21 protein-coding genes, 4 pseudogenes and 1 riboswitch are annotated in these 20,654 nt (G+C 61.2%); of the genes and pseudogenes, 4 read left to right on the top strand and 21 right to left on the bottom strand.

The window, feature by feature from the left end:
* Positions 1–23 precede the first annotated feature (23 nt).
* On the bottom strand, positions 24–554 hold the full coding sequence (locus GA829_RS34805) for a recombinase family protein (RefSeq protein WP_195180492.1): 531 nt from the start codon (positions 552–554) through the stop codon (positions 24–26).
* Between GA829_RS34805 and GA829_RS34800 the strand changes: the two are divergent.
* Positions 553–1,584 (top strand): annotated as a pseudogene (locus tag GA829_RS34800) (Tn3 family transposase); the annotation flags it as partial. The gene GA829_RS34805 and the pseudogene GA829_RS34800 overlap by 2 nt on opposite strands.
* A gap of 628 nt (positions 1,585–2,212) precedes the next feature.
* Here the strand turns inward: GA829_RS34800 and GA829_RS34795 are convergent.
* From GA829_RS34795 to GA829_RS34780, 4 genes and pseudogenes are all read right to left on the bottom strand, one after another.
* Positions 2,213–3,385 (bottom strand): annotated as a pseudogene (locus GA829_RS34795) (flavin-containing monooxygenase); the annotation flags it as partial.
* A complete protein-coding gene (gene chrA, locus GA829_RS34790; protein ID WP_195180305.1) occupies positions 3,337–4,518 on the bottom strand; it encodes a chromate efflux transporter in 1,182 nt (393 codons plus the stop codon). The gene chrA and the pseudogene GA829_RS34795, both read right to left, overlap by 49 nt.
* Positions 4,519–4,742: 224 nt before the next feature.
* On the bottom strand, positions 4,743–5,957 hold the full coding sequence (locus GA829_RS34785) for an FAD-dependent monooxygenase (RefSeq protein WP_195180304.1): 1,215 nt from the start codon (positions 5,955–5,957) through the stop codon (positions 4,743–4,745).
* On the bottom strand, positions 5,954–6,247 hold the full coding sequence (locus GA829_RS34780) for a hypothetical protein (protein ID WP_195180303.1): 294 nt from the start codon (positions 6,245–6,247) through the stop codon (positions 5,954–5,956). Before GA829_RS34780 ends, GA829_RS34785 begins: the two co-directional genes overlap by 4 nt.
* A 300-nt stretch (positions 6,248–6,547) precedes the next feature.
* Here GA829_RS34780 and GA829_RS34775 point away from each other — a divergent pair, with 300 nt between their 5' ends.
* The gene (locus GA829_RS34775; protein WP_195180302.1) at positions 6,548–6,799 is read left to right on the top strand and encodes a hypothetical protein; all 252 of its coding nucleotides are present in this window, start codon (positions 6,548–6,550) and stop codon (positions 6,797–6,799) included.
* Positions 6,800–6,962: 163 nt separating this feature from the next.
* Positions 6,963–7,917: pseudogene (locus GA829_RS34770) on the top strand (tyrosine-type recombinase/integrase).
* On the opposite strand, the gene GA829_RS34765 reads toward GA829_RS34770, so the two are convergent.
* The 5 genes from GA829_RS34765 to GA829_RS34745 are packed head-to-tail and all read right to left on the bottom strand — an operon-like array spanning position 7,914 to position 10,454.
* The gene (locus tag GA829_RS34765) at positions 7,914–8,126 is read right to left on the bottom strand and encodes a hypothetical protein (RefSeq protein WP_195180301.1); all 213 of its coding nucleotides are present in this window, start codon (positions 8,124–8,126) and stop codon (positions 7,914–7,916) included. The pseudogene GA829_RS34770 and the gene GA829_RS34765 overlap by 4 nt on opposite strands.
* Positions 8,123–8,872, bottom strand: coding sequence for a COG4280 domain-containing protein (locus tag GA829_RS34760; protein WP_195180300.1), 750 nt, complete (start codon positions 8,870–8,872; stop codon positions 8,123–8,125). The genes GA829_RS34765 and GA829_RS34760 overlap by 4 nt, the downstream gene beginning before the upstream one ends.
* A 2-nt stretch (positions 8,873–8,874) precedes the next feature.
* Complete coding sequence (locus GA829_RS34755) at positions 8,875–9,600, bottom strand: phosphatase PAP2 family protein (RefSeq protein ID WP_195180299.1); 726 nt, start codon at positions 9,598–9,600, stop codon at positions 8,875–8,877.
* A 25-nt stretch (positions 9,601–9,625) separates the two neighbouring features.
* Complete coding sequence (locus GA829_RS34750; protein WP_195180298.1) at positions 9,626–10,246, bottom strand: tyrosine-protein phosphatase; 621 nt, start codon at positions 10,244–10,246, stop codon at positions 9,626–9,628.
* Between the two features lie 13 nt (positions 10,247–10,259).
* Complete coding sequence (locus tag GA829_RS34745) at positions 10,260–10,454, bottom strand: hypothetical protein (RefSeq protein WP_195180297.1); 195 nt, start codon at positions 10,452–10,454, stop codon at positions 10,260–10,262.
* Positions 10,455–10,578: 124 nt separating this feature from the next.
* Between GA829_RS34745 and GA829_RS34740 the strand changes: the two genes are divergently transcribed.
* Positions 10,579–11,109 (top strand): Chromate resistance protein ChrB, encoded by a 531-nt coding sequence (locus GA829_RS34740; RefSeq protein ID WP_308462368.1) that lies wholly within the window; start codon positions 10,579–10,581, stop codon positions 11,107–11,109.
* 25 nt (positions 11,110–11,134) lie between these two features.
* On the opposite strand, the gene GA829_RS34735 is transcribed toward GA829_RS34740, so the two are convergent.
* The 11 genes and pseudogenes from GA829_RS34735 to GA829_RS34685 form a co-directional block, all read right to left on the bottom strand.
* Positions 11,135–11,299 (bottom strand): hypothetical protein, encoded by a 165-nt coding sequence (locus GA829_RS34735; protein WP_195180512.1) that lies wholly within the window; start codon positions 11,297–11,299, stop codon positions 11,135–11,137.
* A 134-nt stretch (positions 11,300–11,433) separates the two neighbouring features.
* The gene (gene crcB / locus GA829_RS34730; protein WP_195180295.1) at positions 11,434–11,889 is read right to left on the bottom strand and encodes a fluoride efflux transporter CrcB; all 456 of its coding nucleotides are present in this window, start codon (positions 11,887–11,889) and stop codon (positions 11,434–11,436) included.
* A gap of 82 nt (positions 11,890–11,971) precedes the next feature.
* Positions 11,972–12,033: riboswitch (Fluoride riboswitch) on the bottom strand.
* 38 nt (positions 12,034–12,071) lie between these two features.
* Positions 12,072–12,491 (bottom strand): annotated as a pseudogene (locus GA829_RS34725) (TSUP family transporter); the annotation flags it as partial.
* Positions 12,492–12,657: 166 nt separating this feature from the next.
* On the bottom strand, positions 12,658–13,974 hold the full coding sequence (gene trbI, locus GA829_RS34720) for an IncP-type conjugal transfer protein TrbI (RefSeq protein ID WP_258052454.1): 1,317 nt from the start codon (positions 13,972–13,974) through the stop codon (positions 12,658–12,660).
* 14 nt (positions 13,975–13,988) lie between these two features.
* Entirely contained in the window at positions 13,989–14,435 is a 447-nt protein-coding gene (trbH, locus tag GA829_RS34715) for a conjugal transfer protein TrbH (RefSeq protein WP_258052453.1), read from the bottom strand.
* A 29-nt stretch (positions 14,436–14,464) separates the two neighbouring features.
* Positions 14,465–15,286 carry a P-type conjugative transfer protein TrbG gene (gene trbG / locus GA829_RS34710; protein ID WP_258052452.1) on the bottom strand — a complete coding sequence of 274 codons (822 nt, stop codon included), beginning with the start codon at positions 15,284–15,286 and terminating at the stop codon, positions 14,465–14,467.
* 20 nt (positions 15,287–15,306) lie between these two features.
* On the bottom strand, positions 15,307–15,969 hold the full coding sequence (locus GA829_RS34705) for a conjugal transfer protein TrbF (protein WP_195180292.1): 663 nt from the start codon (positions 15,967–15,969) through the stop codon (positions 15,307–15,309).
* Positions 15,970–15,998: 29 nt separating this feature from the next.
* The gene (trbL, locus tag GA829_RS34700; protein WP_195180291.1) at positions 15,999–17,189 is read right to left on the bottom strand and encodes a P-type conjugative transfer protein TrbL; all 1,191 of its coding nucleotides are present in this window, start codon (positions 17,187–17,189) and stop codon (positions 15,999–16,001) included.
* The gene (locus tag GA829_RS34695) at positions 17,183–17,350 is read right to left on the bottom strand and encodes a DUF2749 domain-containing protein (protein ID WP_374940457.1); all 168 of its coding nucleotides are present in this window, start codon (positions 17,348–17,350) and stop codon (positions 17,183–17,185) included. Before GA829_RS34695 ends, trbL begins: the two co-directional genes overlap by 7 nt.
* 59 nt (positions 17,351–17,409) lie before the next feature.
* On the bottom strand, positions 17,410–18,183 hold the full coding sequence (trbJ, locus tag GA829_RS34690; RefSeq protein WP_195180289.1) for a P-type conjugative transfer protein TrbJ: 774 nt from the start codon (positions 18,181–18,183) through the stop codon (positions 17,410–17,412).
* A gap of 31 nt (positions 18,184–18,214) precedes the next feature.
* Positions 18,215–20,653, bottom strand: coding sequence for a conjugal transfer protein TrbE (locus GA829_RS34685; protein WP_195180288.1), 2,439 nt, complete (start codon positions 20,651–20,653; stop codon positions 18,215–18,217).
* Position 20,654 lies beyond the last annotated feature (1 nt).

Here is a 20,654-nt window from a genome sequence, read left to right as displayed (position 1 = left end):
GCTGGTTTGACTGTGGATGCGGCTTATTTTTTGCCTTTGAGGGCCTCGTAGAGCGCGGTCTTGCCGATTTTCACGCGCGCAGCGGCTTCGCGAACATTGAGGCCGGCAACCAGATGCTGGCGGGCCTTGGCAAGCTTGTCAGGCGTTACGACTGCTTGGCGGCCGCCACGCCGGCCACGATCCTCCGCCGCCTTTAGGCCTGCGCGAGTCCGTTCCCGGATCAGATCGCGTTCGAACTGGGCCAGCGCCCCGAACAGATGGAAGACCAAGCGGCCGCCGGGTGTCGTGGTGTCGATATTCTCGGTGATAGACCGGAAGCTTACACCTTTGGATTCCAGCTCAGTGACGATCTCGATGAGGTGCTTCATCGATCGGCCGAGGCGATCAAGCTTCCAGACCGTAAGGATGTCGCCGTCTCGAGCGTATCGCACGGCCTCAGTCAGCCCCGGTCGATCAGTTTTCACACCCGATGCCTTGTCTTCGAACAGCTTCTCGCAGCCCGCCTTGCGCAGGGCATCGAGTTGCAGCGCCGTGTCCTGGTCGCCGGTGGATATCCGGGAGGAAGGTTACACCGGTGCGCATGCCATCCTTGTCAATGCCCAGAGGCAATTGCCTCTCGCGAAATTGTGGGGCGACGGAACCACCTCATCCTCGGATGGGCAGTATTTTCCGGCGGGAGGGCACGCCGAGGCGATCGGCGACCTCAACGCCCGCTATGGCCCTAACCCCGGCGCCAAATTTTATCGCTTCACCTCCGACCAGTATGGCGCGTTCCACATCATCGCCATGAACGCCAATGCGAGCGAGGCCATCTATGTTCTCGATGGGTTGCTCTATCATGGCAGCGATCTCGCCATCGAAACCCATTATGTCGACACCGGCGGGGTCAGCGATATGAGTTTCGCTCTTTGTCATCTTGTCGGGTTCCAGCTCGTGCCCCGGCTGCGCGGTCTCAAGGATCGCCGGCTCTATCTATTCCCGGGCGACACGCCTCCCGAAAACCTCGCCCCGCTCGTTGGCGAGCCCATCAACGTTGAGCGGATCAAGGCGAACTGGAATGACATCCTGCGTCTGGTTACCACGATCCGTTCCGGCCAGGTGCGGCCCTCGACCCTGCTGGCGAAACTGTCCGCATTCCCGCGCCAAAACGGACTGGCGCTCGCCCTGCGCGACATCGGACGCATCAATCGATCCATCTTCCTGCCGCAATGGTGGCAGAACCCTGAAATGCGCAGGAACGCCACCGCCGGTCTCAACAAGAGCGAGGCCCAGAACACTCTGGCCCGGGCGCTGTTCTTCAATCGTCTCGGAGAGCTGCGGGACAGAACCTTCGAGAGCCAGTTCTACAGGGCGTCCGGGCTGAACCTGCTCATCAACGCCATCGTCTATTGGAATACGCTCTATCTCGAACCGACTTTCGCCGAGCTCAATCGCGAAGGCATTGCGACGCCGGCCGACGTGATCAAGCACATCACGCCGCTCGGATGGCAGCATATCAGCCTGACCGGCGATTACATCTGGACCCCGACTGACAGTCTCGACCTCAGGCCGCTTCGGCGCGAGACGTCCATGCTGGCCGCTTGATCACCGTATGTTCTTAAATGTCGGACAGATTCACCACTTTCGTGTCGTGACGCCTGTCTGGTCAGACAGCTTGGTGGTCGACAGCGACGGATTCCTGCCGCTCAGAATTGGCACCTCATAACGACGCCACCCCGCCTACCGTATATCTGTGTCCCAATAATGCATTGGGGCCGAAAGGGGCTTTAGAAATTCACGGTGCTTGATCTGTCCCGGGCCGCCCTGAAGGGCGCCAGAGCCCGCCTTGGCGCACGGGCCGACCAGACCGGTGGCTCGTTGCCGACGCCACGAGGTGGACGCCAGCGGAGACCTACGACATCTGGCACGACCGTGCTGCGTTTCATTTCCTCACCGAAAAGCCGGACCGTGCGCCTACGTGGCCCGGTTAAGACGAGCCTTGAAGGGCGGGGGCCACGTCATCATCGCCACTTTTGCGATGGACGGACCGGAATGGTGCGGCGGCCTTGCCACTGCACGCTACGGTGCAGCGAGTCTCGCCCAAGAACTCGGGTATTGGTTCGAACTGGTCGAGACGCGCCAGCGAGTTCATGTAACGCCCTGGAACTCGACACAGTCCTTTCAACGCAACGAATTTCGTCGTTCTGTTTAACCTTCGCGGCTGTGGTCCCAGCTTCCTGATTTTGGCGGCGATCGCGTGCGCCTGAATCCGTGCATTGGCAAAGCAGCCGCGAATGTTGGGCCGCATTCCCGTAAACCAGAGGCCGGGCAATTTCGGATCAGTCATGCCGCTATTGAACAGCGGAACGCCTCTACCATCGAGGACGCCAAGTTTGCCGACCAAGTGCTCAAGCCCCGGCCTGTAGCCGGTCGCGGCGATCACAACATCCGGATAGACTGACGACCCGTCCGCCAGGATCACGCTGTCGCGGGTAAACTCACGAACCGTCGGCAGCACAATGATTTTCCCGTTCTTGATGGCGTGCACGGCGCCATCATCAGTCGCGATTGCGATGTTTTCGGAGGCCAGGCGGCTCACCCCGCCGGAGGAGGGTACCGCCATACCGAGCCTTCGCAGGTCGCCGAAGGCGATACGCTGAAGGCCCGTTATCACCGCATCCGCGAGCCACAATGGCAATCTGGCGATGATCGGCGAAAGCCTGTGCACTGCAATTTTCCCAATTCGTTTGGGCAAGATCGCGGGGGCAGTGCGCGCAGACAACCAGATTCTTGTGGCATTGACACCCGCCAGGTGGTTGAGCGCATCGAAACCCGAGTTGCCGGCGCCGACGACAAGCACCTTTTTCCCCACGTAGTCCTTCGCATCTCCAAAATCCGCCGAATGGATGATCCGGCCGGTGAATTCCATCGTCCCTTTCCACTCCGGAATGTATGGCTGTCGATCGCGCCCGGTGGCGACGACGACGTGACGGGTCAGGCGGAAGCCGGTGTTGGTCTGCACGGCCCAATGATCGCCGTTGAACATGATCTCATCAACGGCCACACCAGCCTCCACCGGCAGCCTGTGGGTGTCGGTGAATTCCTTCAGATGACGGATGACCGCATGTTTCGAGGGAAAGGCCGGTGTTCCCTCCGGATAGGCAACGCCGGGAAGCGTTGACAGGTCGCGGTGTGAATTCAGGTGCAGGTGCTTGTGGCGCCTGCGCCAAGGTTCACCGAGGACATCCTCCTTCTCGATGATCTGGACCGCCACCCCGGCCTTTACCAGCGCATGTGCGACAGCCAAGCCCGCCGCGCCGGCGCCGATCACTGTAGCACCCTCAAAGACAGCTTCTTTCACGCCAGCACCGCGCCTCCGATCGCGCACAGGATGACGACGAGCCATGGCGGGAACCGCCACAGGAATAGAAGCAGGAAGGCCACGGCGGCAAGGACGAAATCACGTTCATTCATAATCCCCGAGGTCCACACCGGGTAATATAGAGCTGCCAGCAGAAGCCCGACGACCGCAGCATTGACCCCAGCCAGAACGGCCTGCGCGATGGGTTTGCGACGCAAGGCATCCCAGAACGGCACGGTGCCGACGATGAGCAGCATCGACGGTAGAAATATCGCCACGGTGCAAAGGGCCGCCCCCAGCCATCCGTTGCCATTCGCCCCGACCATCGCGCCGAGATAGGCCGCGAAGGTGAACAGCGGCCCAGGCACCGCTTGAGCCGCACCGTAACCTGCCAGGAAGGTATCATTGGTCATCAAGCCGGTGCCGACGACATCGGCTTGCAGCAGCGGCAGCACGACATGGCCGCCGCCAAAAACCAGCGACCCGGCCCTGAAGAATGCGGCCACCAGCTGGACGGCCTGGTTGTGCGTGGCCGCCGCGAGGAAGGGCAGGCCGATGAGCAGCGCGAAGAACAGGGCAAGGGCGCCAATGGCCACAGAGCGGGAACCGAATGCAGGCATATCCTCGATGTCGTTTCTGACTTCGCGGTGCAGAAAAATGAGACCGAACAGCCCTCCCATCATGATTGCGGAGACCTGGCCCCACGCTCCGGGTAAGGCGGTGACAAGCACGGCGCCGGCGACCGCCACAGATGCCCGCATGCGGTCTGGTGCCAGCGACCGCGCCATGCCGAGGACCGCGAGCGCGACCACGGCGACAGCCGCGACCTTGAGGCCATGGAGCGAGCCTGATCCGGCAATATCGCCCCATTGGCTGACGCCGTAGGCAAACAGCGTCATGGCGATGGCCGACGGGAGCGTGAAGCCGATCCATGCGGCGAGCAATCCCGCATAGCCTGCCCGCAGCAAACCGATGGCCATCCCGACCTGACTGGAGGCGGGACCGGGCAAAAACTGGCACATCGCGACCAGGTCCGCATAAGTCGCTTCGGTCAGCCATTTTCGCCGTTCAACGAAATCGGCGCGAAAATATCCCAAATGGGCAACGGGACCACCGAACGCTGTCAAACCCTGACGAAGAAAGGCCAGAAACACTTCGAGCAAACGACTGGACTGCATATGGCGCTAATACATACCCCTTGACAGGAAGCATAGCATATTTGATGGAACGACAGCTCCGTTTTCGCGCATTACGGCATCAGTCTGCTAGCTATGCGCTCTGTGATGGATCGGAATCAATCTCGAAAAGCCGGAGTGCCTGTCGCTCCTAATACTGCGTTGGCGATTGCATTCACTTGAATTCGGGCATTCGCGAACAGCCGCGAACGCTTGGCCGCATGACTTCAGGTTGCCTCACGGATAGCCGTTGTCCGCCGCTGTCCCAGATGACGCATTTTGCGGGCGACGATCATGAGCTGGCGAGCGGTGTTGTTGCGCAGCCGGCGGATTCGCCACTCCAATCCGGCCTCGGTGGTGATTGCCCTGGCATAGAGGCTGGAGCGCATGGCGCTAGCGTCGGCGGCAATCTTGATCGGGTCGTCGTAGAAAGCACAGATCTTCTCTATGCCCATGCCAGGCGTCTCCAGCCAGGCGGGGATGTAGGTCGAGCACAGGCGATCGACATCAGTAAGCACCCGGCGGATACCGTCGCCTTGCGCGGGGCATGTCGTGGAGAACGCGTCGCCGATAAAGACCACGCCGCTGCGGCGGTGGTTTCTGGTGGTCGTCAGGCTGACCGGCCTGAGCTCGACCGGGCTAGCGACGGCGAAGTTGCCGCATTGCGCGGCGATCTCCGGCATCATTTGCAGAAGCATCTGTTGCGGGTTCGCACGAAACGCTTGCGTCCACGGGTCGGCAACGGTCCGGTAGGAAAACATGTTGGCCCGCATCCGGTTACCGATCCGGAAGATGGTAAGAAAGGGAATGCGGTGCACGATATTCCTAGGGTAGGCGGTGAGGCACTGAGAGCCAAATTCCTGCGGCGAGATCGCAAGGTCGAATCCGATCGCCAGGGAATGCGCCTTCGATTCCTCGACGCGCTCCACGCCGATTGCACGGCGGATTGCCTCGCCGGAGCCGGTGGCCACTACCAAGAGTCTAGCATTGATGACGGCGCCGTCGACCAGCACCAGGCGCTGCCGGTCCGGTCCAGTCGAGACCTCGGCGACTTTGCCCACCGTCAGCGGCACTTCGGTCGGCAGGGCCTCGCGCAGGCCGTTTACCAGCGGGCCATAGGAGAAAGCGAACTCCGAATCCAGCTTGCGTTGGAAGAACTGGCCCAAGCGGAAGACAAGAATTTCGGGCGTCGGGGTGACGAGGCCCCCAACGACACGACCGAGGCCGATCTTCTCGAACAGTTGCATCTGCTCCGAGCGAGTTTTCTCGGCCCTGAACTCGTCGTGATGGACGCGGTGCGGATCGATCAGCGCCACCTTGCGCCCGGCTTTTCCCAATACAATTGCCATTGTCGTGCCGGCCAATCCAGCGCCGACAATCGCCACGTCGACTACGCTCGACTCGGCGTTGGCAGGCGCTTTACTGCCGCTCTCGCTACTCATTTACCCTCTCCAGAAGAAAGGCGACCTTGGTGCTTCCAGCGCGACAAGATTTGCCGAGCCGACGAGAGATCAAAGGCGCGCCTGTCTCGCTGAATGCGTGTAGGTTTGCGATGGTTCCATAGCTCATCCGGGGTTAAGATCGCCTCAACAACCTGCGTCATGCCGTGTCGTTTCGGTATTTCGCTGCCAAGCAGCGGCACGAAATCAGCGAGTTGCAATGAATTGATGGCCACAAAAAACAACCAGTAATCATCGCCACTACCGTTGTTTGGCCAGAATATCATTGCCACATGGCGGCCGCCGGTCGCTTGCGAAGCCCTAGAAAGGCTGAGGTGGCTTGGCCCCTATCCGCGAAGCCAAGAGCGATGTGCCGAGCTGGCGGTCATGTTCCTCCGTTGGAAGTCCCTCACCCCGGTTTTCAGCCGGCATGAGCCAAAACCTGCCGTGGTCAATCGGCTGCCGCTCAATTCGCTGCACTCCCGGGTTGCCGTTGACCCCTGGCCCGCCCGTTCCGGCGGCGGTTTGCGGCTCCCATCTGTGGCCGAACCGGGCGCGATGGTCGCGCCAGGGCAACATCGGGAGGAATCCGCATGACCACGAACATCAGCTACGAAGTCTTTATCGCCCGCACGGGCCATTATCCAGACGGCTCACAGGGCCTTATCGACGCGACCGAAGAACCCCTGACCGAGCATTTCTGGTCGGTTTGGGTCATGGCGACAACCGGCGACGAAATAGACGAGGCTGAAGACCACGCCTTCCCGCTTGATGCGTTCATGCTTGCAAGTGCCAAGGCAGACGAGCTGGCGGCCATCTACGATTGCTGCGTCACTGAGTTGTGACGCCAGTCCACAAGATGCCATCGCCACCATCGCGACTGGTGTGGCAATCGTTCTCTGCTCATTTGGCAGAGGATTGCTGAAATCGACAAGCCACTCGTCGAGAGGCCAATCTTATATAACATAATGTCCTTTATGTTATATAGAATGGCCGTATGCTCGCACCATGACGCAGCTGGTGACATTCAAAGCGAACGACCTCCCGGACCTGATCCGCGACAGCGGTCCGCTGGCGCAGACCCGCGTGCTGGAATTCTTCCTGAACCACCACAGCAACGTGAACACCCGGAAATCCTATGGACGACGATCGGCAACGTCATTGCCTGGTGCAAAGCTGCCGGCCTAACCACTCTTGATGACGTGCAGCCGCTTCACGTCGGCGTTTACGTGCAAGAGCTGGGCGATGGTCACTCGGCGCCAACCGTCAAACAGCACCTGGCGGCCATCCGAGCGCTGTTCGACTGGCTGGTCATCCAGCAAATCGTGCGACTCAACCCTGCGGCAGCGGTGCGCGGCCCGAAATTTAGCGCCAAGCGAGGCAAAACGCCGGTGCTCGAGCCGGCTGAAGCCCGCCAGCTGATCGACAGCATTGAGGATGACACACCCATAGGGCTGCGCGATCGGGCGCTGATAAGCTTGATGGTCAAAGCTTCGCCCGTGTCGGCGCGGCCGTCGGCATGAAGGTCGGCGACGTGTTCTACCAGAACAAGCGCCTATGGGTGAGGCAACACGAAAAAGGTGGCAAGCGGCATGAAATGCCCTGCCACCACAACCTCGAAGCCGCGTTGCACGCTTACCTCGAGCGCTCCGGCGTGAGCGCGGACCTAACAGCGCCGCTGTTCCCGACCATTGGTCGAGGCACCGGCCGTCTGACCCGGACCGCCCTGCCCCGCAACAACGCCTACCACATGGTGGTGCGTCGCGCGGCGGCGGCCGGCATTCTTGCCAAAATTGGCAATCACACCTTCCGGGCCACCGGCATCACCGCCTACCTGAAGAATGGCGGCACGCTGGAGCGTGCCGCACAGATGGCCAATCACTCCTCGACGCGGACCACCCAACTCTATGACCGCCGGAATGACGACGTGAACCTCGACGAGGTGGAGCGGATCCTGCTCTAGCGGCTCTTTCGGCTGGCTTTGAGAGCGCTGGCCATCACCACGACCACGCAGCCGACAAGGAGCACAGCGCCGACGATCGGCCCCGGAACTGCCAGCCAGCTTGACAGCGTGGCAGCTACCGCCACCACTCCCAGAACAGCAATGGCCAAGGACTCGTCATCGATAAACATGCCCACCAACTCGCGCAGGATCAGCGTCACCACATTCATGCTCTTGTCTCCATAGCTGGGCGCCTCGCCAGTTTCACCGTCACCAGGCCAACCACAAGGAAGATCGCCACGAAGGCCAGTATCGCCAGATCGCGGCCGGGCCAGTCCACCCCCAGCCCCTCGCCGGTCCAGAATACCCCGAACGCCGACAGCATGATGCCTACACCGAACTTGAGGGTGTTTTCAGGGACCCGCGCCAGAGGCTTGTGCACCAGCACCCCGATCAGCAGCACCAGCACGCAGGCGGCGATCGCGCCGAACGCCGCCGGCACTAGCAGCCCCCTGCCCGCACCGACCGCAATGACGATGAACACCACTTCGAGCCCTTCCAGCACCACGGCTTTGAACGCGGTGATGCCCGCGATCCAGTCGAGGTGTGCGTCTTGACGGTGCGCGGCCTCCTGCAAACTCTTTTCCTCGGCCGCGAAGGCCTTGGCTTCATCATGCAGCGCCAGCACGCCGGCCGAGCGCAGGATCGCCTTGCGCAGCCAGCGCAGGCCGAACAGAAGCAGCAGCACGCCGATGACCAGCTGCAACGCGTGCAGCGGCACCTGGTTGAGCAGTGGGCCGAGCGCGAGTACCAGTAGCACCAGCAGGGCCAGCCCTGCCCCGGTTCCCGTCAACGCCGGGCGCCAGCCACGCACGGTGCCCACCGCCAGCACGATGGTGAACGCCTCGACCACTTCGACCAGCGAAGCTAGGAAAGCCGCTGTGACGGCCGGCGCCGCCGTTGCCCATGAAATCATTGCTATACCTTTCGTGGTTTGTGGTCTGCTGATGAAGGCGGCGGTACATGAGGCTGCTCAATATTGCCAAGCCCTTGAAGCCACAGCGCGCCAACCCAGCACAGAATCGCCCACGCCGCGCCGACACACCAGCCGGCCAGCACATCGGTCGGATAGTGCACCCCGAGATAGATGCGGCTGAGACCAACCATGACAGTTAGAAACACCGTCAGTGCGACAAAATAGGTTTTGATGCGCGGTTGCGTATTGACGCGGGTTAGCAGCGCCCCAAGCGTCAGGAAGGTAATGGTTGACAGCGTCGCATGCCCGCTTGGGAAACTGGCTGTGAAGACGCGCGCGGCGTGGGGAATGTCGGGGCGTGGCCGGTCGAAGCCCATCTTGAGTGCGGTGCTAATGATGACGCCACCGAGTACGGCGACACTCATAAGCAGAGCTAACGCGCGCTGGCGCATCAGCAAAAGGTACCCGACCGTGGCTACGAATACGAAGCCAAGAAAGGCGAAACTGCCGAGCGCGGTGACATCGCGGCCCATCTCTTCCACCCATGCCGGCCCAATGGGATCGGCGGGGTTACCGCCGCTACGCAATGCCATGACCACCGCCATGTCGAAGCCAGTCGTGTCGCCCTCCAGGACCTCTTCGGCCAAGAAGCCAAATCCAAGGATCAGGCTCCCAGCCAGGAAGACGGCGACAATCGGCAGGAGTCCGGATTCCCGCAGGCTTGTCATAATAGATCGGCCGCGTTCTCGAAGGTTATTGTAGGGAGGCATCGGCGGGCACTTTGAGGACAGTTTGACGGGATTCTACGACGCGCTGAAACGTGCGGTCCATGGCGCCGGTACGGCTGGTCAGCCATGGAAAATGCCCATAGCGGAATGAGAGTTGGTTATCGGCTTCCGCCGCCGTCTTGCCTTCATTCAGCAGTTCGAACAGCGCAGCCGCCAGACCGGTCCGGTCCGAGCCGGACTTGCAATGAACCAGGATCGGGCGCGGCGCCGTGCGCAGCGTCTGAATCAAATCGGCCAGCAGTGCACCGTCAGGCTCGCGATTCGCCGACATTGGCAAACTCACCAGGGTCACGCCGGCGTCGTGGACGGCTGCCGCTTCCTGATCGTACCAGGCTTCGCCTGGGGCGGCGCCGCGCAGATTGATGACGGTGCGGATGTGGTGCGCCTGAATCATTTCATCCAGCATCGTGGGCGACAGCTGGGCAGAGCGGTAGAGCGCCCCAGGCTCAACCACATGAACATTGTGAGTGAGCTGAACAAAGGCTGCCCAAAGGGCTAACCCGGCGGCAACCAGACCGACGCCGCCAACCAGGGTCTTTGCGGTGCGGCGCCAGAATCGCCAAGGTTTGTGAAACGCGCGGATCATGCTGATGACACTCTCAATGGGGGAGGACGCGCGACAGCACGATGAAAATACCGCACGCCAAAACCAGATTGCCGCCGGGATAGGCCGCGAGATCACCCTCGCGGACAACCAGCCAGGTGACGCTCGCGATCGCCAGCAAGCCGACCGCGATACGCCGTGGCGTTGTTCTAACCGCATCGGACTGGCCATCCACCACCGGGCCTGCCATTGGTATGGCCGACGCGTATGGTAGGGACGAGACCTTTGCTGCGTTGTGTTCGATAGTCATGTTACGACCGTAACAGACAAGGTGAGCCGTGAAAACACTCGAATGGCTGTTGCTGACTTATAAAGTGCCGCCGGAGCCGGCGCGCAAGCGCATCGCGGTGTGGCGCAAGCTCAAAGGCATGGGCGCGGTCTACATGCAGGGCGGCGTGTGCCTGCTGCCGAAATCCGATGACCATCTGCGGCGCCTGAAGGTGCTGGAAAACGAGATCGCCGAGATGGACGGCGAGGCCGTGCTGATGACCACGGCCGGTTTGGATGCTCGCGAGGAAGACAAAATCGTACGGCGCTTCAACGCCGATCGTGACGAGGAGTACAAGGAGCTGATCAGCAAATGCGATGCCTATGAGCGCGAGATCGCCGAGGAGACGCGCGTGAAGCATTTCACCTATGCCGAGCTGGAGGAAAACGAGCAGGAATACGCCAAGTTCAAGACCTGGTTCGCCAAAATCGAGAAAAACGATTTTTACACCGCCCCGCTGGCAAAGGACGCGCGGGAGTGGCTGGCCAGGTGCGAAGGAATTCTGGACGCCTACGCCCAGAACGTGTTTGCCGCCCAGGAGGAAAATGCCGTCACCGTGCCGCCGGCGGCGAGTTGATCCGGACGGGGCTTCACAGAGACAATCAGCGCGGTTCCAGGAAAAGCGTCCCAAGAGCGAGGATCAATGCCGGCGGCATGACCAGGGCGCCGAGGACCGCCCAGATGAATTCCGGCAACCCGAACGGCCGGGCGATAACGCCCAGGGTGGCAAGACCGGCTACCCCCCAGATTTGCAGATTTATCGGCATGCTCGACAGTCCCCGGCGTCGCTCGCCACCGACAACTCGCCTGCACTCGGTTCCGTGCCGGCCGCCGGCGCCGTGCGGGGCCGACCTCAGACACTTGCCGCATGTTCATTGCACGCTGCCGGTGTTGTCTTTCATCAGGAGTTCTGTGCTGGCGCTGTTTCACCCTCCTCCTCGAGGTCGATCTGTGAGATCTGTGCAGCGCCGCCGTTGAAATGCGCGGCAACCAAGTGGCCCAGCGCCACAGCGCAGACACAGAGCGCCACAGATGCCAAGATGTTGACGGCCGCCCGCGTCATGGCGCCCTGGCGCAGCAGGTCGAACGTCTGCAGGCTAAACGACGAAAAAGTCGTATAGCCGCCGCAGAAGCCGATCATCACGAAGAGGCGGAGGTTTTCTGAGGCCGGAAAGCGCCCCTGGGCAAGGGTTAGCGTCCCGAACAGCCCGATGAGAAATGACCCCGTGATGTTCGTGACGATGGTTCCCCACGGCAACTCACGGCTCATGGGCAGAGCCAGCACTGAGACGCCATAGCGGGCCAGGGTGCCAAAGGCGCCCCCAACCATGACTATCAGACAGGTAGTAAACGACATGCGCGCTCCTTTCGGTTGGGGCGGGCATGAAAAACCCGCCGGACGGCGGGCTGCGTTTTGGATGCGCGCCTACCGCCATGGTGTTGCGGTAGGAGTCATCAGCCCTTGCGGGCGGTTTCGGGGAACTCCATCCCCATCAACAGAGATTCTGAGCAGAAAGAACGGATTGACGCAACACTTGTCTAGGTATGCCGCCAGATCTTCATCGCTGAAATGACGAGGATCGCAGCTAGAGCCGGAAGTAGAAACGTATTCGGGACAATACCCAGCAGCTGCCCGCCGATGAACGTGCCGACGATCGAGCCGACGGCCATGACCAGCAGGAAACCGCGATTGCGGTGGATGACCGAAAGCTCTGGTCGCGGCTGTAGCGGGTAAAGCCCACCAGCATCGTCGGCAGGCTCACCGCTAAGGAAAGGCTGCCCGCGCGAGGCGCCGAACAGCGACACCAAAGTCGGGATCAGAAATTCGCCGCCGGCTAAGCCAAGGAGCGAGGCAACGATGCCGATGATGAAGCTCGCAATGAGACCGGCAGTGGTGTCCGGAATACGACCGTTTTCCAGACAGTCGGTCGCGGTGGTTTGCAAGTGGCCAAATCGGAGCCAAGAGTGTCCGCAAACTGTGTACGGATTTCTATTGTACCGAAAACGGCGAGATCAGAATTCGGATTTTTCTCAACGATTGCGCTGTTCTCGCTCCACTTTTGATACCGCTATTCACTGCTCAGGAACGCAAAGTTCGGCGGGAGAAGCGGTACGTCACTAGCAACTATCTCGTCGGATAGCTCCCTGGAAACACGATGTCCTGATCAACGAGGATGTTGAACTTGTAACCCGGCCGGATTTCCAATGTCGGTTGAACGTCGATGTTTTTCGAAATGGTGCGCTCCGCCACGCGCCCGAAGGTTTCGGCGAACGATCGACGTGCCGCGTTCTCCGCGCTGTTTTCGGAACCGAGCGTATTGCGATCCTCGGGGATCGCCATATCGACGCCCGCGCCGATCGCGGCCACCAATATCGCGGATCCGAAGATGCGCAGATAGTGGTTGTTTACGCGGTCCTTGAAACCGCCATAGCCTTCGGCATCTGTTCCGGCCATTCCGTCGATCTGCAAGGTGGCGCCGTCCGGGAAGATGATGTCGGTCCAGACGACGAGAACCCGGCGCTGGCCGAAAGTGACTTTCGAATCGTAGCGGCCAAACAATTTCGCGCCTTGCGGAATGAGCAGGCGATGGCCGGTGGCGCTGTCATAGACGTTCTGTGAAACCTGGGCCGAGATGCGGCCGGGCAGGTCGGAATTCACGCCGGTGATGAGTGTTGCCGGAATGACCGCGCCCCGCTTCAATTCATAAGGCGACATCTGCGGGACGACTTGATTTGGCAGATAACCGAGGTCCTTGAGGTCCCGATTGAAGAAATCGGTCTTGGCGCCCTGCCCGTTCGCGTCCACGCCGGTCTGGCCGCCAAGCCCGGCCCGCATTGCTGCGGCGTACAGATCCGCGGCCGAACGAGGTGAGTTCGCGCCGTCGGAGCCGGCGGCGGCGCCCTGCCCAGCTTCCTTGGTGCCGTGGTCGCCTATGCTTGTAGCGATCGGGGAATCATAGGCGGCGTCGTTTGCCTGCAGGCGAGCCAGGCGCTGACGATGCCGCTCGCGAAGATATTGTTCCTCCTGCTCTCGCTGAAGGCGGGCGCGCCAGACGGCTTCCGGTTCGAGCGCCGGTTCGGGTGCTTGTGCCTGTGTAGCGCCGGATGGTGCCGGCTTGAACGGATTGGCCGGTGGCGTGGCGGTCACCGGAGCGGGGGACGGCCGGAACACTGATGGTTCTATTGGCGCGTCAATCACCCCATTGCCAATTCCGCGTTTGAGCTGGTCGGCGAAATCGCGCGCCGGCGAAGATCCCGACGATGATCCGATCCCGTCATTGCCCCGGAGATTGAGCCCGCGGGTCGAGAGGCCGTAGATGATGACGGCAAAGAACAGGATTGCGAGCACGATTGCCACGATCACGGGAAGCCGGTTCAGGCGCCGGATTTTTGGCGCGACGTCGCCGCCGAGCGGCTTGGGCGAGATATCCAGGGAAGACAAGGACGATCCCTCCCCTAGCCGTGCCGCATGATGAAAAGCGGGCTCGATGGCGATGCGCCTTCACCAGTTATCGAGTAGACGCGGCCGAGATCGACAGTCGAGGTGGAGAGCCGGGCCAGCACGCTGCCCTCAAAACCGTCGACGACATAGGCGAGGTGGATTTTCCCTGCATCCTCGGTTTTCTGATTGGGCGAGGCCACGGCATAGCCCCAGCCCTTCAGCGACGTTTCGAGCGCTGTTCCGAACGGGGATCCGTCGGGTTTGAGGACAATCGTGCCTTTGCCTGGACCCACCACCTCGGCGAGTTTGCTTACCATGTCGCCGGCAATCGCATTGGCCGATGCGGGCGAGAGCTCGACCTTGGCCGTGCTGGCAATGACGCCATCCTTGCCAGCGGTCTGGCAGGCAGCGAGCCCAGTTGTGACAACGGCTATTGCCGCGATGTGCGTGACCGACCGCACCGGTCGGATCCTTCCGAAACAGGACATGGTCACCCTCCCCTCTTGATGGTGATCTTTTCCTGTTTCCAGCCAACACCGGAAACCAGCACCGCCCGGTCGACCATGTAGTCGACAATCATGATGTCGCCTTTCACCCGGTAGTTCACGATGCGGTTCTCCCCGCCCGACACGACGAACAGCACCGGCGCGTCCTGGCCTGCAAAGGAGGATGGGAACTGGATGTAGGTCTTCGTTCCGTCCGAATAGACGCGGGTTGGCTTCCAGCGAGCCCGACCACTGGTGCGGTAGGCGAAGTTCAGGTTTTCTGCCGGAACACCCGCGCCTGGAATGGTGCTGGCCTCTAGCCGCGCGGTTATCGCGGCGAACTTCTGATTGACGTCTTCGGGATACTCGAAGCCGACACGGGCCATGTACTGCGTCTGATGCGATTTGAGCTGGACGTGGTAGGTCCGCCGCGATGTCGTCACCACCATCGAAGAGACAAGCCCCGGCTCGGACGGCTTGACGATTAGATGAACGGACTGTTCGCCGGTGGCGCCGGACGTCGCGGGTTCGACTTTCCATCGAACCGTGTCGCCGACCAGCACATCGCGGACGACTTCGCCGGCCTGCAGTTCGATGTCGCAGACCTGAAGCGGTGAGCAGACCAGGGATGGTTGGACTTCGCCATAAAGGAAGATGACCTTGCCATCGGGTCCCTTGGTGACCAAACCACGCGACCCGCGCCATTCGCCTGAGATGTTCGTGCCCTTGCTTTCATTCGCGCTGAGATCCTGCGCAAGCGAGGGCGCATTGACCGCTACGGCGATCGCCGCGGCGGCGCAGCTCGTTCGAAGTGTTGAAAATATCATTGCAGAGGGCCTTCCCGGTCTCATAGCTGCGCCGTCCAATCGAAGTCCCGCAGGTACAGCCCGATCGGGTTCAGTCGGATGATTTCTTCGTCATGTGGAGGGGTAAGGGTTACCGTTGCGATGCCGCGGAAACGGCGTGTCGCTGTTTCCTTGCCTTTGCGGTCGCGTTCGAATTCCGTCCAATCGATCTGGTAGCTCTGGTTCGAAAGCGCCACGACGTTGTTGACCTCGATCGCCACCGTTGCCGACTTCGCCTTCTCGAATGGCGAATTCCCCCGGAACCAGTTGTTGATCTTCTCTGTCGACGGATCGGAAGTGCGCAGCAACGCGTAGGTGCGATCGATATACTGCTTCTGGACGACGGCATCGGGTGTAATCGAGCGGAAACTGGTGATGAAGCCGCCGAGGGTCGCGCGCACGACGCGCGGGTCAGCATATTCGATCTGCTGTGGGTAGCCGGCGACGGCGGCCGTACCGAGCTTGTCGACCTCGACGATGTAGGGGACCAGCTTCACCTGCGTGCTCTGATAAAGCGCATAGGAAAAGCCGATCACCGCCATCGCCATGCCGGTGATGCCGACGATGCGCCAGGCGCTCGCTGCCTTCACATAGCTGCCGTAGCGCTCGTTCCATTCCTGCCGGGCGGCAAGATAGGGATTATCCGGATGGTCGCGTCTGGCCATCAGTGCAGGTCTCGCTTTCCGTGAAGGGGTTATTGTTTGGGTGTTGAGCTGGGTTTCCCGGAAGGTGGTTTCGGTGATGACCGTCCGCCATCCAGCTTGGCGTTGGCCAGGCCGAGCGTAGACGTCCCATAGGATCCAGGCGCTCCGATTGCCTGATCCTTGGCGGCCGAAGCCAGGGCTCCGCCTGCCGATCCCACACCGGAGAAAACGCCCTTGATGGCCGCCGAACCGAATGACGCGCCCGATTGTCTGGCCTCGGAATATGCCGAGGCTCCGGCCCTCGCCCCGCCGTAGGCAAGTGCGCCGGCGCCGAGCGCCACCGATGATGTCTGACCGCCGTGCCGGATCGCTTCCATACCGCCAGTGACGGAAACACCCTGCACAAGACCTTGCAGGATGGCCGGCACATACATGGAAATGATGAACACCACGACTGATATGCCGGCGATAGCAAGCGTCGTGATGAACTGGTCCGATGTCGCGGTCGGCGCTTCCGCCAGACCGAGCAGAACCTCGGAACCGATGCGCGCTATCATGACAAGCGCCATCAGCTTCATGCCCACTGAGAAAGCGTAAACCAGATAGCGGACAGAAAAGTCTTTGGTGAAGGACGAGCCGCCAAGGCCAAGCATGATCATGCCAGCCAGCAAGCCGACATACATCTCGACCATGACCGCAACGAAGATCGCAGCGACAAGCGAAAAAGAAACAACCACCACGACCATGGCGAAGACGGCGGCGATCGCCAGCGCGTTGTCTTCGAACAGGCCGAACTTCGCCTGCTCGGACATCTTCGAGGCGACACGTATGCCGGCGTCGAAGACATTGGCGGGCGAGGCCGATCCACCGTTGGCACCAATCTTGAACAGGCTGTCGACGATTGCTTTCGCGAAGCTCGGCCCTCTTTCGAGAATGAACGCGAAAAGGCCAACGAACATAATCCGTCGAACCAGTTCCGCGAACCATGCATCGAGGGAGGCGGCATTGATGGCGAGCCAGACCGCGGCGATGCCGATCTCTATTCCCGCAAGGATCCAGAACAGGGAACGGGCGGCATCGATCACCGTCGATTCCCAACCCTTGGCGGCGGTGACGACGGAGTTTTCCAGAGCCGTCAACACCGAGCCATCCTGGGCAAGAGCCGGAGCACACGCCAACAGAACAATGGCAGCGGATGCTCCGGCGACGAACCGGAATCCACGTTTTGGTTTCGTTACCATCGCGGCTTCATCTCCTGGCCTTTCCGAACATTGCGATCCGGGTCACCACCAAAGAATTTCTCCACGGGGCTGCCATGTTCGGCATCCGGGGCTGATGGTGTTGCAGGAGACGAAGGCGAGCTCGCAGTTGGCCCCATGGTTGTCGTCGTCCATACCCACACAACAGTGCCTCCCGCGAAGAACAGGAGCGCGAGGGCCAAACCGAGGTATTGTCCGTTGCTCACCAATGCGGCTCCATGGTCTGGCCGCCGCGAATGTTACTGGTCGGGGCGTTGAAGAATTTCTCCCGCCGTGCCTGCGCGAGATCTTCTTTCGCCTGCTCTGACTGATACCAGGTACCCATCATGGTCATCTGCTGGGCGACGAGCCCGCGCAGCTTTTGTGTCTGGGCGACTTGCTGCGCAGCGATTTCATGTCCGACCTGCAGGGCCTTCACCTGGCCGTCAGAGGATTCCGACATCGAGCGGAGCTGGCGCATGGTTGCTTCTTCATTGGAAAACTGTTCCGTCGTGAGGTTCGCCGCCTTGAGCGTCCCGCCGACCGTGTCTCGGTTGGTGTCGGACCAGCTCTGCCACGCGTTCGAAAAGTCCTGGCCTTGGGGAAGCTCGGTCTTGAAGTCGGCGTAGCTCTTGAAACGCTGTTTCAGCACGTCATCGATGTTGCCCATCGAGAATGCGATCCCCTGCCCCTGGTTGACGATGCCCTGAAGCTTGCCGAGGTCGCTCTCGACCTGGCCCCAGACGTGGGCAGGCAATTGCGCGGTGTTCTGGAGCATGTTTTCGTAGATGCGGATCTGGTTCTGGATTTGCTCGGCGAGCTGCGTGATCTGCTTGACCTGGTTCTGGATCTGCTCGGCCGACTGACCGACGAGACCAACCAGCTCGGAATTGTTGAGAAGCTGCGTCCATTCAGTCGCGTTTCCAGTGGCGGCGCCGGCGACCGCGGGCGCGACCACCCATGGCAACAAGGCCACGCCAGCAAGAAGCGCGAGCATCGGCGCGTTCGGACGTCCGCGCTGCCCGGGTTCACGGATTGAGCAAGGTGTCTGCATTCTCGATTCCTCTTTGCTTGAGCCAGTGACCTGGCCATTGCTGGCCGTAAACCTCCCGCAATTCCGCGATCCTCTTGAGATCGTCCTTGCCCGAGGCTCCGACGAAGGAAAGCGTGAGGGGGCCGAGCGCCATGTCGAACAGACGGCGGCCTTCCGGCGAGACGACGTAATATTCGCGCTTGGGAAGAGCGGTGGCGACGATCTCGATCTGGCGTTCGTTGAAGCCGATGCGTTCATAGAATTCGCGTGTGCCGCTCTCACGCGCGGCGCCATTCGGCAGGCATATCTTGGTGGGGCAGGATTCCTTCAGCACGTCGATGATGCCGGACTGTTCGGCATCCGAAATCGACTGCGTAGCGAGGATGACGGCGCAGTTCGCCTTGCGCAGCACCTTCAGCCATTCGCGTATCTTCTCGCGAAAGGCCGGATGGCCGAGCATCAGCCAGGCTTCGTCGAGGATAATCAGGCTCGGAGCTCCGGTAAGGCGCTTCTCGATGCGGCGGAACAGATAGAGCAGGACCGGAACGAGATTGCGGTCGCCCATGTTCATCAACTGCTCGATCTCGAAGGTCTGGAAGTACGATAGCGTCAGGCCGTCGTCCTCGGCGTCGAGAAGGTGGCCCATGGGACCATCGACGGTGTAGTGATGCAGCGCATCCTTGATCTCGCGGAACTGCACGCCCGATACGAAGTCGGACAGCGAGCGGCCTTCGGATGCGGCCATCAGGCCAAGCTGCCGCGAGATCGCGTTACGATGATCCGGCGTGATCTTGACGCCCTGAAGCGCAATCAGCGCTTCGATCCACTCCGCCGCCCAAGCCCGGTCGCCATCGGTCCCGAGTTCGCGGAGCGGGCAAAATGACAGCCCCTCGCCCGCCCCGACATCATGGTAATCGCCACCGATGGCGAGCGTGAGCGGCAGCATCGAACGGCCTTTGTCGAAGGCGAAGAGCTGCGCGCCCTGGTAGCGACGGAACTGAGCCGCGATCAGCGCCAGCAACGTCGATTTGCCAGAGCCAGTCGGACCGAAGATCAGCGTGTGGCCGACATCGCCGGAATGCAGATTGAGCCGGAACGGCGTTGAGCCGGACGCGACCTGGCAGAGCGGCGGTGAGGCCTCCGGATAGAACGGGCACGGCGCGACGGCACTTCCCGACCAGACCGAGTTGAGCGGGATGAGATCGGAGAGGTTGCGGGTGTGGATCAGCGGCTCGCGGATATTGGCGTAGGAGTTTCCGGGCAGACTGCCGAGGAACGCTTCCGTCGCGTTCAAAGTCTCGATACGAGCGCCGAATCCTTCAGCCTGGACGAGGCGGCGCACCGCTTCCGCCTTGTCGCGCAACCGGCGCTCGTCGTCGTCGAACATCACGATGACCGGCGTGTAGTAGCCATAGGCGACCAGCTGCGAGGATGCTTCGGCGATCGCGTCCTCAGCCTCGGCGACCATCAATTGCGCGTCCTGGTCGATCGAACGGGAGTTCGTCTGAAAAAGCTGGTCGAAGAAGGGACGCACTTTCTGCAGCCATTTCTTGCGTGTGCGCTCCAGCCTTTGCCGCGCCTCGATGGAATCGAGGAACATGAAGCGCGAAGACCAGCGATAGGTCAGCGGCATCAGGTCGAGAGAATTGAGGATGCCGGGCCAGCTCTCCGCAGGAAAACCGTCGATCGCGACGATTGCCAGATAGCGGTTGTCGACCAGCGGCGACAGGCCATGGTGGAAATCGGCCGTCACCAGGAAATCGAGATACATGGGGATTGCCGGGAGCCGGACGGGATGGTTCTCGCCGACGATACTGAAACGTACGAACTGCAGGAGCTCGTCGTATTTCGCGACTAGTATTCCGCCGCGTTCTTCCGTCTCCTGCGTGGCCATGCGCCGGATTGAGACGACACTCGCCATGTACTGCTCGAACTCGCGGATGGCAGTGCGGAAATGATTGAGCACGCTGTCGGCGAAGCGCTCATTGCGGGAGGCGTCGTCGGAGTAGACATATTTGACCAATGATGACTTGCGCTTCTCCGGCGTCCGGTAGGTGAGCAGGATCGCGTGCCGGCTTTCGAAATGGCCGCTCTCGGCCTCGAAGTGCCTGCGACGTTCACCGTCGATCGCAGCACTCACTGCATCGGGGAAGTTTGAATCCTCACGCCTGGGATAGGCGACGGTCGGTACGCGCACTGCCTCGACCTGGATCATCCAGCCAGTGCCGAGGCGCGCAAGGATCGCGTTGATCTGGCGCGAGACCTCGTTGCGCTCGAAGTCCGTCGAGCTCTCCGAATCTGGCCCGGCGAAGTACCAGCCGGCAAGTAGCGAGCCGTCCTTTAGCAGCAGGATGCCGTTGTCCACGAGACCTGCGTAGGGAAGCAGGTCGGAAAACGACGGACCGGAATGCCGGAATTTCTTGAGCGCAACCATG

The sequence above is a fragment of the Mesorhizobium sp. INR15 genome (assembly GCF_015500075.1).
Classification (GTDB): domain Bacteria; phylum Pseudomonadota; class Alphaproteobacteria; order Rhizobiales; family Rhizobiaceae; genus Mesorhizobium.
The sequence above is the reverse complement of the archived record's forward strand: the minus strand, read 5'-3'. Positions and strand labels throughout refer to the sequence as shown.

Bases quoted from the DNA above. Each gene is read 5' to 3' on its own strand.
- GA829_RS34685 (WP_195180288.1), bottom strand. From the start codon at position 20,653: ATGGTTGCGCTCAAGAAATTCCGGCATTCCGGTCCGTCGTTTTCCGAC.
- GA829_RS34760 (WP_195180300.1), bottom strand. From the start codon at position 8,872: ATGATTTCATGGGCAACGGCGGCGCCGGCCGTCACAGCGGCTTTCCTA.
- GA829_RS34775 (WP_195180302.1), top strand. From the start codon at position 6,548: ATGACCACGAACATCAGCTACGAAGTCTTTATCGCCCGCACGGGCCAT.
- GA829_RS34750 (WP_195180298.1), bottom strand. From the start codon at position 10,246: ATGATCCGCGCGTTTCACAAACCTTGGCGATTCTGGCGCCGCACCGCA.
- crcB (WP_195180295.1), bottom strand. From the start codon at position 11,889: ATGTCGTTTACTACCTGTCTGATAGTCATGGTTGGGGGCGCCTTTGGC.
- GA829_RS34735 (WP_195180512.1), bottom strand. From the start codon at position 11,299: ATGCCGATAAATCTGCAAATCTGGGGGGTAGCCGGTCTTGCCACCCTG.
- GA829_RS34765 (WP_195180301.1), bottom strand. From the start codon at position 8,126: ATGAATGTGGTGACGCTGATCCTGCGCGAGTTGGTGGGCATGTTTATC.
- GA829_RS34745 (WP_195180297.1), bottom strand. From the start codon at position 10,454: ATGGCAGGCCCGGTGGTGGATGGCCAGTCCGATGCGGTTAGAACAACG.
- chrA (WP_195180305.1), bottom strand. From the start codon at position 4,518: ATGCAGTCCAGTCGTTTGCTCGAAGTGTTTCTGGCCTTTCTTCGTCAG.
- trbJ (WP_195180289.1), bottom strand. From the start codon at position 18,183: ATGCTCGCGCTTCTTGCTGGCGTGGCCTTGTTGCCATGGGTGGTCGCG.
- GA829_RS34755 (WP_195180299.1), bottom strand. From the start codon at position 9,600: ATGACAAGCCTGCGGGAATCCGGACTCCTGCCGATTGTCGCCGTCTTC.
- GA829_RS34705 (WP_195180292.1), bottom strand. From the start codon at position 15,969: ATGGCCAGACGCGACCATCCGGATAATCCCTATCTTGCCGCCCGGCAG.
- GA829_RS34785 (WP_195180304.1), bottom strand. From the start codon at position 5,957: ATGAGTAGCGAGAGCGGCAGTAAAGCGCCTGCCAACGCCGAGTCGAGC.
- trbG (WP_258052452.1), bottom strand. From the start codon at position 15,286: ATGATATTTTCAACACTTCGAACGAGCTGCGCCGCCGCGGCGATCGCC.
- trbL (WP_195180291.1), bottom strand. From the start codon at position 17,189: ATGGTAACGAAACCAAAACGTGGATTCCGGTTCGTCGCCGGAGCATCC.